Here is a 17,236-nt window from a genome sequence, read left to right on the forward strand (position 1 = left end):
CGTTTCGCATGGCAGGGGCCGTCGGGATCGTCTTCGGGTTGTGCGTGCTGTCCTTCACGATCGGGGCGGCCCTCATGTACGTGCTGGTGCGGCGCCGCGAGGACCGGGCCGCGGCGCCCTCGCCGTCCACCGGCTCCGCCGAGCCCGGTCCGGACGCCCCGGCCCAGCGGGCGTGGGTGGGCAAGCCCGTGGTCGTCGAGCCGGTGGACGACGACTACGACACCCGGCCGATCCACCGCAACCCGGTCGTGGGGCTCGCGCAGCTCGAACCGGCGCTGACGCCGGCCGAGCCGGTCGGGGAGCCCGCCGGGCCCGGCGACACCGCGGCCGGGGTGCCGGGAGCCGAGGTCGTCGGGCCTGCCGGAGCCGTCGGAGCGGTCGGAGCTGCCGAGGTTCCCGACGCCCTCGAAGCAGCCGAAGCCGTTGGGGAGGCGGCACTTCCGCCGCCCGCGCCACCCCGGCCGGCGGAGCGGGCGACGTGGGTGGAGCGCGAGGACTTCCGCGAGCGCTACCTGCGGACGTTCGACGAGGTGCGCCGCAAGGCCGGCAGCAACTGAGGCCGGACAGCCCGCAGGTGTCCGGAAGTCGCCGGATCCCGTCCGAAATCCGCCGGACCGCCGTAGGTGCGGCCTGATATCACTCGGACCATGACTTCCACCGCTGACCGCACGCAGCTCTTCCACGCCCTGCACAGGCCCGGCCCGCTGGTCCTGCCCAACGCCTGGGACGTCGCCTCCGCCCTCATCGTCGAGGCCGCCGGCGCCAAGGCCGTCGCGACCACCAGCGCCGGCGTGGCGTGGAGCCTCGGCGCGCCGGACGGCGACCGGCTGGACCGCGACCTCGCGATCGACCTCGTGGGCAGGATCGCCAGGGCGGTCGGGATCCCGGTGACGGCGGACGTCGAGTCGGGCTTCGGCGCGGACGCGCGGCAGGTCGGCGAGACGGTCGGCGCCGTCAGCGCAGCGGGCGCGTCCGGGGTGAACATCGAGGACGGCCGCGGTGGCTCGGTGCGCGACGCGCGGGAGCAGGCGGACCGCATCGCGGCAGCGCGGGAGGCGGCGCCGGGGATCTACATCAACGCCAGGATCGACGTGTTCCTGCGGGGGATCGGCGACGAGCAGGACCGCTTGCCGCACACGCTCGACCGCGCCAGGACCTACCTCGAAGCAGGTGCGAGCGGGATCTTCGTGCCGGGCGTGACCGACCTGGCGACGGTCGGGGAGCTGGCGCGGGGGATCGACGCGCCGGTGAACGTTCTCGCCGGACCTGGTGCGCCCGCGGTCGGGGAACTCGCGGCCGCGGGCGCGGCCAGGGTCAGCGTCGGTACCGCGCTGGCGTCAGCGGCCTACGCGGCGGCCAAGAGGGCCGCCGAGGAGCTGCTGGCCAAGGGCACCTACGACAGCACTGTCGACGGGTTGGGCTACGGCGAGCTCAACGCGTTGTTCGGTGCTTAGTGGCGCTTGCCGCCGCGGAACTTGCGCAGCAGCTGTTCGGCCTGGGCGCGCTTGCGCGGGTCCTGAGCCATCTGCCGTGCCTTGGTCTGCAGCTTCTGGCCCTGCGGGCTGCGCAGGAACCTGGTGATCTTGTCCATGAACTTGGCCATCGGTCCTCCAGGTGTCCGTTACGTCCAGTTCAACGGACGAAACCGTTCCCGGAGTTCCCGGACATCAGACCGGCGAAACGGTGATGCCCAGCGCACCCGGTCCCACGTGGGCCCCGATCGCCGAGCTGACCTGCGTGAGCATGAACTGGCGGACGTTGGGCACGCTCCGCCGGAGCTTGCGCAGCAGGCGGCTCGCCTTCTCCTCGGCGTCGAAGTGCTCCACGGCCACGTCCACGGTGTCGGTGCCCGCGCGCTTGACCGCGATGTCCAGCATCCGGTTGAGCGCGCGGTCGGCGCCGATCACCTTGTCCAGCGGTGTGATCTGACCGTCCGCCATGGTCAGCAGCGGCTTCATCGACAACACGCCGCCGACCAGTGCGGCGGCCGCACCGATGCGGCCGCCCCTGCGCAGGTACTCGAGCGTGTCGACGTAGATCAGCTCGGTGGACCTGTCGAAGCGGCGCAGGGCCGTCGCGAGCACCCGGTCCACGTTGCCGCCGGCCTCGGCCACCTTCGCGGCGGCCTGGACGGCGTAGCCGATGCTCATCCCGCAGGTGTGGGTGTCCACGACGTGCACGGGCACCCGGACCTCGGCCGCGGCGGCGCGGGCGGCCTCGACGGTCGCGGACTGGCGGCTCGACACGTGCACGGACACGATCGAGCGGACGCCCTGGGAGACCAGGTCGGAGTAGGTCCGGAGGAAGGCGCCCCGGTCGGGCGGGATCGTCGTCACGGGCACGTTGGCGCGCATGGCCGAGACGAGGTCCGGAACCGGGATGCGGGACTCGTCGTCGGTGTGGTCGCCGATCCGCACCTGGATCTGGACGACCTCGATGCCGAGTTGATCAGTCAGCTGCGCCGGGAGGCAGGCCGTGGAGTCGGTCACTACAGCTACTCGCCGGTACATGTCAGCGCAGCCTAGTGTCCCGGATGGGGTAGGTCTCAATTGGTGGCGTCAGCGGGTGACAACTGTCACGCTAGCGGGGTGCTTGCTACCGTTTGCAGCGGTGCTACTGGCGGGTAACATCCGGGTGATGGCAGGGTCGTGAACACCCGGCGGCGCGGTTCTGAAGTCCTCTGCGTAGCGTCGCCGCCCGTCCGCAGGAGGTCGAAGAGGACCTATGAACATTGTTGTCCTGGTCAAGCAGGTGCCTGACACCTGGTCAGAGCGCAAGCTCACCGACGCCGACCACACCCTTGACCGCGAGTCCGCGGACGCCGTGCTCGACGAGATCAACGAGCGCGCCGTCGAAGAGGCCCTGCTGCTGCGGGAGGCCCACGGCGGTGAGGTCACCGTGATCGCGATGGGCCCCGACCGCGCCACCGACGCCATCCGCAAGGCGCTGTCCATGGGCGCGGACAAGGCGATCCACGTCAGCGACGAGGCGTTGCACGGCTCCGACTCGATCGCCACGGCGAAGGTCCTCGCGAAGGCGATCGGCACGGTCGAGAACGTCGACCTGGTCATCGCGGGCAACGAGGCGACCGACGGACGCGCGGGCGCCGTCCCGGCCATCGTCGCCGAGCTGCTCGGCCTGCCGCAGGTCACCCAGCTGCGCAAGGTCAGCGTCGAGGGCACCACGATCTCCGGCGAGCGCGAGACCGACGAGGGCGTCACGTTCCTCGAGGCGTCGCTGCCGGCCGTGATCTCGGTGACCGAGAAGATCAACGAGCCGCGCTACCCGTCCTTCAAGGGCATCATGGCCGCGAAGAAGAAGCCCGTCTCCACGGTCACCGTGGCGGACCTCGGCATCGACGCGTCCGAGGTCGGCCTGTCCGGCGCGTGGACGCAGGTGCTCGAGGCGGCCCCGAAGCCGCCGCGCACCGCGGGCCAGCGCGTCGAGGACGGTGGCGACGGCGGTGCGAAGATCGCCGAGTTCCTCGTCGGCCAGAAGCTCATCTGAGGGAGGGGACACCATGTCTGAAGTTCTCGTTCTGGTCGACCACGTCGACGGCGAGGTCAAGAAGGTCAGCTACGAGCTGCTGACGGCCGCGCGTCGCCTCGGCACCCCGGCCGCCGTGGTCGTGGGCGCGCCCGGCACCGCGGCGAAGGTCCGCGAGTCGCTCGGCAGGTACGGCGCGGCGAAGGTCTACGCCGTCGAGTCCGACGACGCCGTCAACTACCTGGTGACCCCGAAGGTCGACGCGCTCGCCTCGCTCGCCCCGAACGCGTCCGCGGTGCTCCTGTCCGCGACCGCCGAGGGCAAGGAGGTCGCGGGCCGCCTCGCCGTGCGCATCGACTCCGGCTGGCTCGTCGACGTCGTGGACGTCGAGGCCGACGGCACCGGCGTGCAGTCCATCTTCGGCGGCGCGTTCGTCGTCAAGGCGAAGGTCAGCAAGGGCACCCCGGTCATCACCGTCCGCCCCGGCGGCGTCGAGGCCGAGGAGTCCGCGGCGGACGCCGTGCTGGACGAGTCGGTCTCGGTCTCCGTCGACCCCGCGAAGGCCGCCCGCGTGACGTCCCGCGAGGCCGTCGTCGGTGGCGACCGCCCGGAGCTCACCGAAGCCTCGGTCGTCGTCTCCGGTGGCCGCGGCGTCGGCTCGGCGGAGAAGTTCTCCGTCGTCGAGGAGCTCGCCGACTCGCTCGGTGCCGCCGTCGGCGCCTCGCGCGCCGCGGTCGACTCGGGCTACTACCCGCACCAGTTCCAGGTCGGCCAGACCGGCAAGACGGTTTCGCCGCAGCTCTACGTGGCACTGGGCATCTCCGGCGCCATCCAGCACCGCGCGGGCATGCAGACCTCGAAGACGATCGTCGCGGTCAACAAGGACCCCGAGGCCCCGATCTTCGAGATCGCCGACTTCGGCGTGGTGGGCGACCTGTTCGCCGTCGCGCCGCAGCTGACCGGCGAGGTCCGCAAGCGCAAGGGCTGAGCGAACCGGCCCGAGGCAACCGAAAGGGCCCCCTCCCCGACACCGTCGGGGAGGGGGCCCTTTCGCTCGTGCGGGGTCAGACCCAGCGCTGGTGCGTGTCCTGGTGGCACTCGAACTGGAAGATCGGCTTGCCCTTCTCGGTGAGGATGCCGTTCTCCAGGCACTTGTTCGTGAGCTTGTTGCGGAGCTGGAACTGGTTCGGGTTGTCCGCGAGCCGCTCGAAGAACCAGATCTGGTTCGCGTCGTAGTGGCACGGGAACACGGTGACCTGGACGTTGTTGTTGTAGTTCACCGCCATGTCGAGGCAGTTGCCGTTGAACTTGACCTTCAGGGCGTACTCGTTGTCGCCCCTCTTCTCCAGCGTGAACTTCTGGTTGTCCAGGTTGTTGCAGTCCCACTGCACGACGGGCGCGCTGTTGGCCTGGTTGAAGCTGAGCACGTCCATGCAGAGCCCGGACTGGACGTTCTTGAGGCTGATCACCACGGGGTTGACGATCGCGGAGGCGGGCTGGGCCAGCACGACGACCGCCGCGCAGGCGGCGAAGAACGCGACGAGTTTGCGGATCACGGTGTTTCCCCTCTACCGCTTGGTCTTCTTGACGGTGAACGACGGTGCCGGCGTGGCCGTGGCTTCCGCGGAGGCCGTGCGGGCCGCGACGGAGCTGCCCGACGTGGTGGCGTAGGCGACGAGGATCTCGCCGAACTCGTTGCGGTAGCTCAGGACCCAGTTGCCGTTCGACATCGCCACCACACCGGCGTCGGTCTCCGCGGGCTCGGGGAAGTCGCTGCCGCGCACCAGGTTCCACGTCCGGTAGATCGCGCCGCCCGGGGTGGTGGTGCCCGTCTCGTAGATGAAGCGGTCCGTGCCCCGCGCGACGACGAAGGTGGTGCCGCCGGTCGAGGTCAGGATCGAGGGCTGGCCGAGGAACGTGCGGTCGTGGATCTTGGTCCAGGCGCCCGTCCAGGAGCCGTCGGTGCCCTGGCGCTTGGTGTAGACGCGGCCGTCGGTGCCGCGGGCCGCGAGCTGGACCGTGCCGTCCCGGGTCAGCGTGGCGGACGCGGCGGAGGCCAGCGTGGTGCCGGTGGGCTGGCCGAGCGCGGTCCAGCCGCCGATGAAGTTGCCGTTGCCGTAGTAATTGGCCACCCACGGCTGGCCGTTCACGTCGGAGGCGATCACGACGATGGCGCCGTTGTCGGCGACCGCGGTCACCGCGCGGGCGGCGAACTTCGGCGTCGGGCCGGGGTTCGTGCCGGGGAACGAGGCGTAGCTCTTCGTCCACGGGCGGAGCTCGGCGTTCACGGTGTTCTGACCGCGGGTCCAGATCTCGCCGTTGCCGTCCACGATGAACGCGGACTGGAGGTTGTCCCTGCCCTTCACCACGGTCGGCGAGGAGGCGGTGAAGCCGCCGAAGTCCTTGCCCACTCCGAAGAGCGCGTCCTTCGTCGGCTGGAGGCTGCTCAGGATCGAGGAGTTCGTGCCGGAGGCGAGACCGAGCAGGCGGCCGTCCTCCTGCGCCGAGAGCGAGGCGCCACCGGTCAGGTTCTGCGACTGCGGCACGGTGTAGAGGTCCGTCGCCGTCGGGTCGACGAGGTCGCGCTGCTTCGCGTGGACCAGACCGCCCTGCGGGTCGACCCACAGGTGGTGGACGCGGCCGTCGGAGGTCTGCACGAGGCTGGAGGCGCGGTCGACGCCCTCGCTCAGGCCGGGGCGCTGCGGCACGGTGCCGCCGACCCACTTGCACGAGTCCGGCGCGGCGACGACGCGCCAGCCGGAGTTCCAGCCCCAGCCGTTGTAGGAGCCGCCCTGCCAGGTGTTGGTCTGCGGGGCGTAGCGGTACCAGATGATCTGGTTCGGCTCGCTGCCCGCCGGGTGACCGGGCCAGCCTTCGCCGTCCTTGGTCAACCCGTACAGCACGTCGGCGCCGGCACCGAGGATCCGCCAATGCATGTTCCAGCCGGAACCGTGCGGATTTCCGTACTGCAGCCAGCGCTGCGAGTCCGCGTGGTACTGGTACCGGTACAGGCGTCCGTTGGATTCACTCGGGTTCCGCGCCCAGATCACGCCCTCACCGGACGTCGTGACCTGGTCGTACTTGTTCCACCCGGTGTCCAGAACGCGCTTTTCCCAGGTTTTCGTCGATGCGTGGAAGCGGTGCCACCACAGCGTGCCGTCGTCCGTGACCAGGTAGAAGTCACCCTTGGCATCAGCGGAGACACGGAAGCGCGCAGGCGTGTTGTTCCAGCCGCCCCAGTCGGTCGCCACCACTTCCGGAGTGCCGCCGTTGTCCCACCCGGTGCCGTTCCAGCGACGCTTTTCGACCCGGCCGTCCTTGAGCGTGTAAATCAACCCGTCGGGACCGGCGACCATTGTCGCGTCAATTACCGCGCCACCGTGCTGGGTCGGGTCCCACTGCGGTGCGCCCGTTTCCGGCTCGCTGTGCTGGTACGCCCGGAAATGCCCGTCGTGCAGGCCCGCGTAAATGGGCGCCGAGCTCTTGCACTGGATGGTCTCCGCCGCCACGGCGGCGGGAGCCGACTGCACGACCGCCAGCGCAGAAGTCACCAGCGCGGCGCTGAGCAGCGCTGACGTGGTTCTGCGCGCATGACTGATAGCCATGACACCCCTCTGTCAGGTCATGTTCGAGATGGATCTACAAGGTTCGCGCTGCTGGCAAGATCGACATCTCGCCCCCAGATGCCCTGCGGCTCGAAGTATGACTCCTGTGTCAACTTCCGCGAATGAGAACAAGTGTGATCAGAGCCACCGGTGAATGTGTAACGCAAACCCGTGCTTGCGCCGGGGGCCGTCCGGCTTTACCTTCCACTTACGCGGCGGCACGTCCGTGCTAGTTCGGTCCGTCCTGGGGGAAGGTCCACCTGTGTCTAGGTTGCCGGGCGCTTTCGCGCGCCCTCATTTCGCACGCAACAAAAGATTCTTCGTCCTGTGTCTGCTCATGGCTCTGGTCGGGGGGATCGTCGGTCCGTCCTCCGGAGCGGTGCTCGAGGGCTGGTTCGCCCAGCGCGAGGCGCAGCGCCAGCTCGAAGAGGCGATGGCGGGCACTCCGCAGCAGGACTGGACCACCGCCGGCAAGGCCGCGGCCCGCCTGAAGCACCGCGACCACGTCGTCGAGGACGGCGTGGCCAACACCGCCGAAGCGCGGTCCGAGCAGGCGAAGTACCCGCCCATCTCGCGCACGGGGCCGTGGTCGCAGCCCTCCAGCACCACGAAGGTGCTCGACTCGCCGCAACCGCAGGTCAAGGGCTTCGACCAGAAGACGAGCCAGGAGCTGCCGGAGCGGCGCGAGGAGCACCGGTCGACCTACCGCAACGCCGACGGCACCGACACCACCGTCTACTCGCAGAGCCGGGTGAACTTCCGCGACGCCGACGGCAAGTGGCAGCGCGTCGACACCGGCCTGAAGCAGGACGGCACCGGCTGGCGCAACGCCGCCGACGCCGTGACCACCAGGCTGGCCGGTCGCGCCGACGCGTCGCAGCTCGTCACCCTGGAGCTCGACCGCGACCACTCGATGAGCTACCGCCTGCGGGACGCGGCGCCGGTCGCCGGCCGGGCCGACGGCAGCGCGGTCACCTACCCCGGGGTGCGCGCGGAGTCCGACCTGCGGATCACCGCCACGCCCGGCGGCTTCAAGGAAGACCTCGTCCTGCACAGCGCCTCCGCGCCGACGACGTGGTTCTTCCCGTTGCAGCTCAAGGGTCTCAGCGCGAAGGTCGTCGACAACGCGGTCGTGCTGACCGACGGGACGGGCGCCGAGCGCGCGGTCATCCCCGCGGGCTTCATGACCGACAGCAACGTCGACGCCAACACCGGCGACCCCGCCACCTCCTACGGCGTGCGCTACGAGATCGTCGACGGCACCACGCTGAAGGTCGAGCTCGACCGCGCGTGGCTCGCCGACGGCGCCAGGAAGTTCCCGGTCACGGTCGACCCGAGCGTCCTGGAGCGCAAGGCCGCAACCAGCATGTACGTGCAGCGCACCGGCAGCTCCAGCTTCAGCAGGTCCGACGGCCTGGAGCTCAAGGTCGGCCGCGCCTCCGGCGGCATCAACGCCACGACGTACCTGGCGTTCCCCGGCATCGAGAACGACCTGCGCAACCACCGGATCTTCGGCGCGCAGCTCTTCCTGCTCAACTACTACTCCTGGTCGTGCCGCCCGGCGCCGATGAGCGTGCACCCGGTCACGCAGGGCTGGACCGCGGGCGCCGGTCACACCTACCCCGGTCCCGCCGTCGGCGACGCGGTCGCGTCGAGCTCGTTCGCGCAGGGCTACATCCCGAGCGGCGCCAACTCCTCGGCCTGCCCCGCGACCGGCCAGGCGATCAACCTCGGTGACGCGGGCCGCGACCTCGTGCAGCGCTGGGTGAACCACAGCCAGGCCAACTTCGGCCTGAGCCTGCGCGCGTCCGAGACCGACGTGTTCGGCTGGAAGAAGATCGCGGGCCACAACAGCGCGGTCCCGCCGACCCTCTACGTCACGCACTCGCCGTACAACGCGACCTACCACATCGAGAACGGCGTCCCCGCGCCCCCGGTCACGCGCAACCAGGACGGCGTGATCAAGGTCAAGGTCACCAACCTGGGCAGGGACACCTGGCGGCCGGGCGAGTACTTCCTCGCGTACCGCCGCTTCGACGCCCGCGGTGGCTACCAGGCCGAGACCGAGTCCGCGCAGCTGCCGCACGACGTGCCGCGCGGTCAGTCCGTGACGCTGGACGCGAAGATCGGCAGGGTCGAGCCGGGGCAGTACAGCCTCGAGTTCACCATGGTGCACAAGGGCGTCAAGGTCTTCACCGACGAACAGGTGCCACCCGCGCGCCTGGGTCTGCAGGTGTTCGACGTGCCGCCGATCGTCACCGGTCAGTACCCGCCGAACGGGCACTCCGCGACCTCGCTCGCGCAGCAGCTGTGGGTCAACGCCACCGACGTCGACGCGCCGGGCGGGTCCCAGCTCAAGTACCGCTTCGAGGTCTGCGAGGCCGACCGGGAGAACAAGCCGGTCGCCGGCTCGTGCTTCGACTCCGGCCGCGTCGACCGTCCCACGTGGACCATCCCGGCCGGCAAGATCCGCTGGAGCAAGACCTACCTGTGGCGGGCCTTCGCGTTCGACGGCAGCTCCGAGAGCGAGGCGCTGCCGTTCAGCGCCCTGCTGACGAACGTGCCGCAGCCCGAGGTCACCTCGCAGATCGGCGCCGCGCCCTACAGCGGCGGTGACCGCGACTTCAACCCGGTCAACGGCAACTACACCTCGGCCGCGATCGACGCCTCGCTCGCCACCGTCGGGCCCGACCTGACGCTGGCGCGCACCTACAACAGCCTCGACCCGCGCCGTGACCTCGCGTTCGGCTCCGGCTGGGTGTCGCGGCTCGACATGCGCGTCGTCGAGGACACCGATGGTTCCGGCAACGTCGTCGTCACCTACCCGGACGGCCAGACCGTGCGCTTCGGTGCGCACCGCAACACCGACGGCACGTTCGACCGCACCTACGCGCCGCCGCCCGGCCGGTTCGCCACGTTCTTCCTGGAGACCATCGACGGCTCCCAGACGTACGTGCTCGTCGACAAGGCGGCCAACCACTACAAGTTCCGCAAGCTCGACGGCCGCCTGATCGAGATCCACGACGCGCACCGCCGGGGCGTGAAGCTCACCTACGGCCTGCCCGACGTCGGCCCGACCCGCATCACCAGCACGGTGAGCAACCGCCAGCTACGCCTGGAGTGGGGCACCAACAAGCACGTCAAGCGGGCCTTCATCCAGGAGTCCGAGAGCAAGGTCCTGGAGTGGAAGTACACCTACGACACCACGGACCCGCACAAGCTCATCTCGGTCTGCAACCCGAAGAGCGAGTGCACGACCTACGACTACGAGCAGGGCTCGCACTACCGCAGCGTGGTGCTCGACTCACGGCCCAAGCACTACTGGCGGCTCGGTGAGACCACCGGCGACAGCGCGCGCAGCGAGATCCTGACGAACCTCGGCAAGGACGCGGCGAAGTTCAAGGACGTCCAGCTCGGCAAGGCGAGCCCGCTCGACGGCAACCAGAACCCCGCCGCCGGCTTCAACGGCACGTCGTCGGTCGTGGAGCTGCCGCGCGACGCGGTGCGCCTGAGCCGTGACGTCGCCGTCGAGATGTGGTTCCGCACCACCGGCAACGGCCCGTTGCTCGGCTACCAGAACAAGGCGGTCGGCGAGGACGCCACCAGCGGTGTGCCGATGCTGTACGTCGGCACGGACGGCAAGCTGCGCGGCCAGTTCTGGAACGGTCGCGTCGCCCCGCTGACCTCGGCCGCCGCCGTCAACGACGGCAACTGGCACCACGTCGTGCTCACCGGCGCGGTCTCCAAGCAGCAGCTGTTCGTCGACGGCGTGCAGCAGGGCGGGGACCTCGACGGCGACATCGACCACGCGAACCTGAGCTTCGCGCAGGCCGGCGCCGCCTACGCCCCGGTCGAGGGCGACTGGCCCGGCTACGGGGCGGGCAAGCGCCGCTTCTTCACCGGTGAGGTCGACGAGGTCGCGGTCTACGAGCACTCGCTGGGGCTGCCGGCGGTCAAGGCGCACATCGCCGAGAAGGCGCAGGCGCCGCACCTGACCAAGATCACGCTGCCGAGCGGCCGGACGGCGAGCACCATCGCCTACGACCACGGCAACGACCGGGTGCGCGAGGTCGTCGACGCCGACGGCGGGAAGTGGAAGATCGAGCAGCCGGTCATGACCGGCTCCGAGGACAACCTGATCCGCACGGTCGGGGTCACCGACCCCGGTGAGCGGCCGCACAGCTACGACTACGACGCCAAGCGGTCGCGGATCCTGCGCTACACCTCGCCGATCGGCATGAGCACGCGGCCGGAGGACCGGCTGCCCCAGCCCGCGGCGCCGACGACGAACCCGAACTGCCAGCCCGCGTCCGGGGTGGAGGACGGCGCGCCCGTCTTCTGCGTCGGCAAGGGCGGCACCACGCCGCCGCAGATCGTCGACTCCACCGGCAAGACCCGCGGTGTGCGCAGCTACGACTACGACGCGTCCGGGTTCCAGAGCACCATCACCGACGAGCTGGGCAACCAGGTCAAGATGGTGAACGACGAGCGCGGCAACGTGAAGCAGACGACGACCTGCCGCCGCAGCGGCACGGACTGCTCCACGAGCTACGTCGAGCACTTCCTCAACCCGGCCGACTTCACCGACCCGCGCAACGACAAGGTGATCGGCGAGCGCGACGCCCGTTCGTCCGGGCCGGCCGACGACAGGTACCTGGACAGGTCCGAGTACGACGTCCACGGCAACCTCGTCACCGGCACCGCCGCGGGTGGCCAGGTCGTGACCCACCGCTACTCGACCGACTCGTCCGACCAGGCGGCCGACGGCGGCAACGTCCCGGCGGGCCTCGTGATGAGCACCCAGCAGACCGGCTCGGGCACGACGCTCTACAGCTACTTCCGCAACGGCGACCTGGAGTCGGAGACCTCGCCGACCGGCCTGAAGACGTCGTACAAGTACGACTCGCTCGGCCGCAAGACCGAGGAGACCGAGTCGTCGCCGTCCACCCCGCCGGTCACGACCAAGTACACCTACGACGACCTGTCCCGCGTCGTGGCGACGACCGATCCGGCCATCACCAACACGGTCAGCGGCGTCGTGCACACGAGGGAGACGCGCAGCACGTTCGACGCCGACGGCAACCGCACGAAGCTGGAGGCCGTCGACCTGACCGGCGGTGACGCGCCGCGCGTCGCGACGTTCGGCTACGACGACCGCGGCCGCCTCGCCGAGGAGGTCGACGCCGAGGGCAACAAGACGAGCCACGGCTACGACCACTTCGGCAACAAGATGTGGACGGTCAGCCCCGGCGGTGTCCGCACCGACTTCACCTACACGGCCCGCAACAAGATCGCCGAGGTCTGGCTGCGCGGCTACACCGGTGACCCGGTCGACCCGACGCGTCCCAACGAGGGCCAGAACGACCAGGACGACGTCGACGCGCCCACCAAGCCGGGCAAGGACTCGCTGCTCGTCCACAGCTACCTGTACGACCTCGCCGGCAGGCTCCACGCCGACGTCGACGCGATGGGCCGCACGACGAAGTACGCGTACTACCGGGACAACTCGCTGCGCGCGATCGTCGCGGTCGGCGCGGGCAGGGACGCCGACGGCAACCGCCGCGACATCACCGTGCAGGACAACGCCTACGACCCGGCCGGGCACCTGGTCCGGCAGGTCGTCGCGGGCGGGCTCGTCACCGAGTACGAGGTCGACGAGGCCGGGCGCACCAGGAAGACGGTGCAGGACCCCGGCGGCCTGGCCCGCACCACCGAGCTGACCTACGACGCGGCCGGGCAGGTCAAGCGGGTCGTGAAGACCGGCAACCCGTCCAACTTCCCCGCCACCTCCTCGGTCACCGAGGTCGTCGACTTCGAGTACGACGCGATGGGCCGGCAGACCAAGGAGATCGTCCACAGGGGAGCCGCCGACCCGCTCGTCACCGAGCGGACCTACGACGCCTACGACCGGGTCAGGACCGAGGTGGACCCGCGCGGTGTCGCGGACCCGGCCAGGCGGGCCGAGTACACCAACTCCTACACCTACGACGCGAAGGGCCAGCTCGTCCAGCTCACCGGTCCGCTGGTCAAGGCCGAGGAGAACGGTGCTCCCGCGCAGGACGCGCGTGCCAGGATCACCAGCGGCTACAACACCTTCGGCCAGGTGACGCACCACCGCGACGCGAAGAACGACGTCACCGAGACGACGTTCGACAAGCTCGGCCGCCAGGTCGCGAAGAAGTCGCCGGGCTACACCCCGCCCGGTGCGACCGAGGCGATCGTGCCGGAGGTGCGCACCGAGTACGAGCCGGACGGCAAGGTCAGCGCGGTGATCGACGCCGGCGGCGCGGTCACGCGGTTCCGCTACAACCAGCTCGGCCAGCTCGTGGAGAAGGTGCTGCCCTCGCCGGACGCGCCCACCCAGCCGGGAGCGAAGACCTCCTACGTCCACACGCGCACCGGTGAGCTGCTGACCACGACGGACCCGTCGGGCGCGATCACGAAGCAGGTCTACGACGACCTGAAGCGCCCGATCGCGGCTACGCAGATCGAGCGCAAGCCGCGGGCCGCCGTGTTCACGTCGACCTTCTCCTACGACGACGCGGGCCGGGTGCTCAAGTCGACCAACCCGGCCGGCGACGTGTCCGAGCAGGTCTACGACAAGCTCGGCCAGCGGATCCGCAGCATCGACCCGGACGGCGCGAAGACCGAGTTCGGCTACGACGGCGCGGGTCGCGAGGTCCGCACGGTCGACGGCATGGGCCGGATCACCGACCGCGTCTACAACCAGGTCGGCTGGCTCACCGGCACGCTGAACCTCGCCCCGGACGGCTCGTTCATCCGCGGTGAGCAGCTCAAGCACGACGCCGTCGGCAACGTGGTCGAGGAGATCGACGCGCTCGGCCGGTCCACGAAGTTCACCTACGACGCGGCCGACCGCCTGGTGAAGCAGGTGGAGCCGGTGTCGGCCACCGACTCGATCACCACGACGTTCGGCTACAGCGTCGCCGACCAGCGCACCCGCACGACGGACGGCCGGGGCAACTCGACCATCACGACGTACAACGCGCTGGGCCTGCCGGAGAAGGTGATCGAGCCGGCGACGACCGCGCACCCGAACGAGGCCGACCGCACGTGGACCACCACGTACGACAAGCGCGGCCTCGCGACCAAGGTGCAGGTGCCGGGTGGCATCACGCGCGAACGGACCTACGACGCGCTGGGCAGGCTCCGCACGGAGTCCGGTTCCGGTGCCGCCCACGCCACGCAGACCCGCACCCGCGACTACGACGAGCGCGGCCTGGTCGTGGGCGTCAACGCCCGCAACACCAAGAACGTCTACACCTACAACGACCGCGGCCAGCTCCTGACCGCGACCGGCCCGTCCGGGAACTCGTCGTTCGGCTACGACGCGGCGGGCAGGCTGACCACGAAGACCGACGCGGCCGGCACCAACACGTTCACGTACCTGAAGGGGCGCCTGTCGTCCATTCAGGACGGCGTGACCAACGCGTTGCAGTCCCTGGCCTACAACGCCGCCGGTGACCTCGACCGCATCACGTACGGACCGGACGCCATCCGCAAGTACGAGTACGACGACCTCGGCCGCGAGAAGGCCGACAAGATCGAGACGTCGACGGGGGCGACGATCGGGTCCATCACCTACGGGTACGACCTGAACGACCAGTTGACGTCGAAGGTCACCACCGGCACCGCCGGTGCGTCGACGAACACCTACGGCTACGACCACGCGGGTCGCATGACCTCGTGGACCTCCAACGGTGTCACGACCGACTACGGGTGGGACAAGTCGGGCAACCGCGTGCGCGCGGGCGACAAGGTCTCGACGTTCGACCAGCGCAACCGCCTGGAGAGCGACGGCGACTACACCTACACGTACTCGGCGCGCGGCACTCTGGAGGGACGCACGTCGTCGGGCCTGACCGACACGTACGGCTGGGATGCCTTCGACCAGGCCGTGTTGCGCGGCAGCACGACGTTCACCTACGACGGCCTGGGCCGCATGATCGGCCGCAACGGCGGCACGTTCGCCTACGCCGGCTTCGGGATCGACCCGGTGTCGGACGGCGAGTCGCTGTTCAGCCGCGGCATCGACGACTCGCTGCTGGCCGTCGGAACCGGTGACCAGAAGAAGCTGACGGTCAGCGACCGCCACGGCGACGTCGTCGGCACCCTGCGGCCGGGCGGTTCGTCCATCGAGGACTCCGTCGCCTACGACCCGTTCGGCAAGCGCGTCGCCGGCACGGGCCTGAAGGTGGGCTACCAGGGCGACTGGACGGACCCGGAGTCCGGCGAGGTCAACATGGGCGCCCGCTGGTACAGCCCGAGCACGGGCTCGTTCACCAGCCGCGACTCGATCGTCCTGCCGTCCTCCCCGTCCATCGCGATGAACCGCTACACCTACGGCGCCGGTTCGCCGATGAACTACGACGACCCGGACGGCCACTTCTTCGGCTGGATCAAGGAGAAGGCCAAGCAGGTCGGCAACGCGATCTCCGACGGCGCGAAGGCGGCGTGGAACTGGGCCAAGACCGACGGCCTGGAGTTCGTCAAGGAGGTCTCCGGCTACAACGACATCAAGGGCTGCCTCACCAACCCCAGCTGGGGCGGGTGCGCCATGGCCGCGCTGAACTTCATCCCGGCCGGCAAGGTCGTGAACCTCGCCGCCAAGGGCATCAAGGCGGGCGTGAAGGCGGTCAAGGCCACCAAGATCGGCAGGGCGGCCGAGAACATCGGCGGCGGCCTGAAGTCCGCGGGCGGCATCATGCGCGCGGCGGGCAAGGTCATCACCGAGGTCAAGTGGGTGAAGATCGGCGGCAAGCTCGTCAAGCAAACCGTCTCCCGCGTGGTCAAGGGCGCGGCGAAGTATGGGGCGGGAGCAGCGAGAGCGGTGGCCCGGTCAGCGGGCGACATCATCCGCGCGATGCCGGGCCACGCCTTCGCGAAGATGGCGGCCGAACAGGCGGCGAAGCGCATCCCGCCGTCCACGTTCGCGGCCCTGCGCAAGCCGATGGTCGCGGCCAAGGACCTGGTCGTCACCTCACCGTTCTCGCCCGCCAGCATCGTCAGCCACGCGCTCGACAACGTGGTGGACGGCGGCGCGGTCCTGGACTTCTTCCGCACGATGGTGCTGAAGAACACCGACGACGTCATCAAGGAGGCCCCGGCCGCGGCGCGGATGGGCTCCGAGGTGGCGCAGGGCGCCGGCGCGAAGCTCGACGACGTGGCCCGGCCGGGCCGGTCGGGCGGTTCGCGCTCCGACGACCTGGCGGACGGTGCCGCGGGTGCGGCCTGCTCGCTGGCGTCCCGCCTCGGGGTCACCAACAGCTTCGCGCCGGGCACGTTGGTGCTGATGGCCGACGGGTCGCGCAAGAAGATCGAGGACGTGCGGGCCGGCGACCGGGTTCTCGCCAAGGACCCGACGACGGGCAAGTTCGGTGCGCGCGAGGTCACCGAGGTCCGGTCGAAGGTGTCCGAGCGGACGATGGTCGAGCTGACCGACTCGTCGGGCGGCAAGATCCAGGCGACCGACGAGCACCCCTTCTGGGTGGAGTCGGAGAAGCGGTGGGTCAAGGCTGCCGACCTCCGGCCTTCTTACCGGTTCCTGACCGCGGACAACCGGTCCGCGGAGGTCACGGGGACCCGGTCGTGGAGCGGGGTTCAGCAGGTCCACAACTTCACTGTTGATGGGCTGCACACGTACTTCGTGGCTTCGTCGAGGGAGGCTGCCCCACTCCTCGTCCACAACGAGGGCAGCACCCCGCCGATCGAGTCGATGGGTGACGGGTGCGAGCTCCGCGACCCGTTCTCGATTCGGTTCACGCAGAAGACCGCGGGCTGGAACTACTCGAACGGCGGCAACATCAACGATTTCGTCCAGGCGATCCGCAGCGGGAACGTCGACTGGAGCCGGTTCGAGCCCGTTCGGCTGGTGCAGCGGCCGAGCGGCCTGTTCTCCCTGGACAACCGCCGCCTGGTCGCATTCCAGATGGCCGACGCCGCGATCCCCGCGGTGATGGCGCCCGACAACGACGAGACCGATGATGTGTGGCGCAAGCACTACAACACCCAAACCGATGGTGTGGGCATCTCGATCCGCAAGAACCGCAAGGACAAGGTAGGCAAGTGGTGGCCGGGCGTCAGAGGTGTGTCCCCTGACTGGGACATCACGCAAGGCCCGTGAA

At 69.8% G+C, this 17,236-nt stretch carries 9 protein-coding genes; 5 read left to right on the forward strand and 4 right to left on the reverse strand.

The annotated features are described in order from the left end of the window. The first annotated feature begins 8 nt into the window (after window positions 1-8). Window positions 9-557, forward strand: a complete 549-nt coding sequence (locus BMW88_RS24505) for a hypothetical protein (RefSeq protein WP_089954362.1) — start codon at window positions 9-11, stop codon at window positions 555-557. Window positions 558-647: 90 nt separating this feature from the next. Continuing rightward, window positions 648-1,454 carry an isocitrate lyase/PEP mutase family protein gene (locus BMW88_RS24510; protein WP_089954365.1) on the forward strand — a complete coding sequence of 269 codons (807 nt, stop codon included), beginning with the start codon at window positions 648-650 and terminating at the stop codon, window positions 1,452-1,454. On the opposite strand, the gene BMW88_RS42060 is transcribed toward BMW88_RS24510, so the two are convergent. Both BMW88_RS42060 and BMW88_RS24515 read right to left on the reverse strand, forming a co-directional pair. Then, entirely contained in the window at window positions 1,451-1,603 is a 153-nt protein-coding gene (locus BMW88_RS42060; RefSeq protein ID WP_177221278.1) for a hypothetical protein, read from the reverse strand. The genes BMW88_RS24510 and BMW88_RS42060 overlap by 4 nt on opposite strands. 64 nt (window positions 1,604-1,667) lie before the next feature. Then, on the reverse strand, window positions 1,668-2,510 hold the full coding sequence (locus BMW88_RS24515; RefSeq protein ID WP_089954366.1) for a DegV family protein: 843 nt from the start codon (window positions 2,508-2,510) through the stop codon (window positions 1,668-1,670). A gap of 214 nt (window positions 2,511-2,724) precedes the next feature. Between BMW88_RS24515 and BMW88_RS24520 the strand changes: the two genes are divergently transcribed. Together BMW88_RS24520 and BMW88_RS24525 are read left to right on the forward strand one after the other, a co-directional pair. Next, window positions 2,725-3,507 (forward strand): electron transfer flavoprotein subunit beta/FixA family protein, encoded by a 783-nt coding sequence (locus tag BMW88_RS24520; RefSeq protein ID WP_089954369.1) that lies wholly within the window; start codon window positions 2,725-2,727, stop codon window positions 3,505-3,507. Window positions 3,508-3,520: 13 nt separating this feature from the next. Next, on the forward strand, window positions 3,521-4,474 hold the full coding sequence (locus BMW88_RS24525; protein WP_089954371.1) for an electron transfer flavoprotein subunit alpha/FixB family protein: 954 nt from the start codon (window positions 3,521-3,523) through the stop codon (window positions 4,472-4,474). A 76-nt stretch (window positions 4,475-4,550) separates the two neighbouring features. Here BMW88_RS24525 and BMW88_RS24530 read toward each other — a convergent pair whose 3' ends face one another. Further along, window positions 4,551-5,042, reverse strand: coding sequence for an RICIN domain-containing protein (locus BMW88_RS24530; RefSeq protein WP_089954375.1), 492 nt, complete (start codon window positions 5,040-5,042; stop codon window positions 4,551-4,553). 12 nt (window positions 5,043-5,054) lie between these two features. Beyond that, the gene (locus BMW88_RS24535) at window positions 5,055-7,091 is read right to left on the reverse strand and encodes a tachylectin-related carbohydrate-binding protein (RefSeq protein WP_143116223.1); all 2,037 of its coding nucleotides are present in this window, start codon (window positions 7,089-7,091) and stop codon (window positions 5,055-5,057) included. Between the two features lie 337 nt (window positions 7,092-7,428). Here BMW88_RS24535 and BMW88_RS24540 point away from each other — a divergent pair, with 337 nt between their 5' ends. Beyond that, complete coding sequence (locus BMW88_RS24540) at window positions 7,429-17,235, forward strand: polymorphic toxin-type HINT domain-containing protein (protein ID WP_177221279.1); 9,807 nt, start codon at window positions 7,429-7,431, stop codon at window positions 17,233-17,235. The last annotated feature ends 1 nt before the right edge of the window (window position 17,236 follow it).

The sequence above is a fragment of the Lentzea xinjiangensis genome (assembly GCF_900110955.1).
In the GTDB taxonomy this organism is placed as follows: domain Bacteria; phylum Actinomycetota; class Actinomycetes; order Mycobacteriales; family Pseudonocardiaceae; genus Lentzea; species Lentzea xinjiangensis.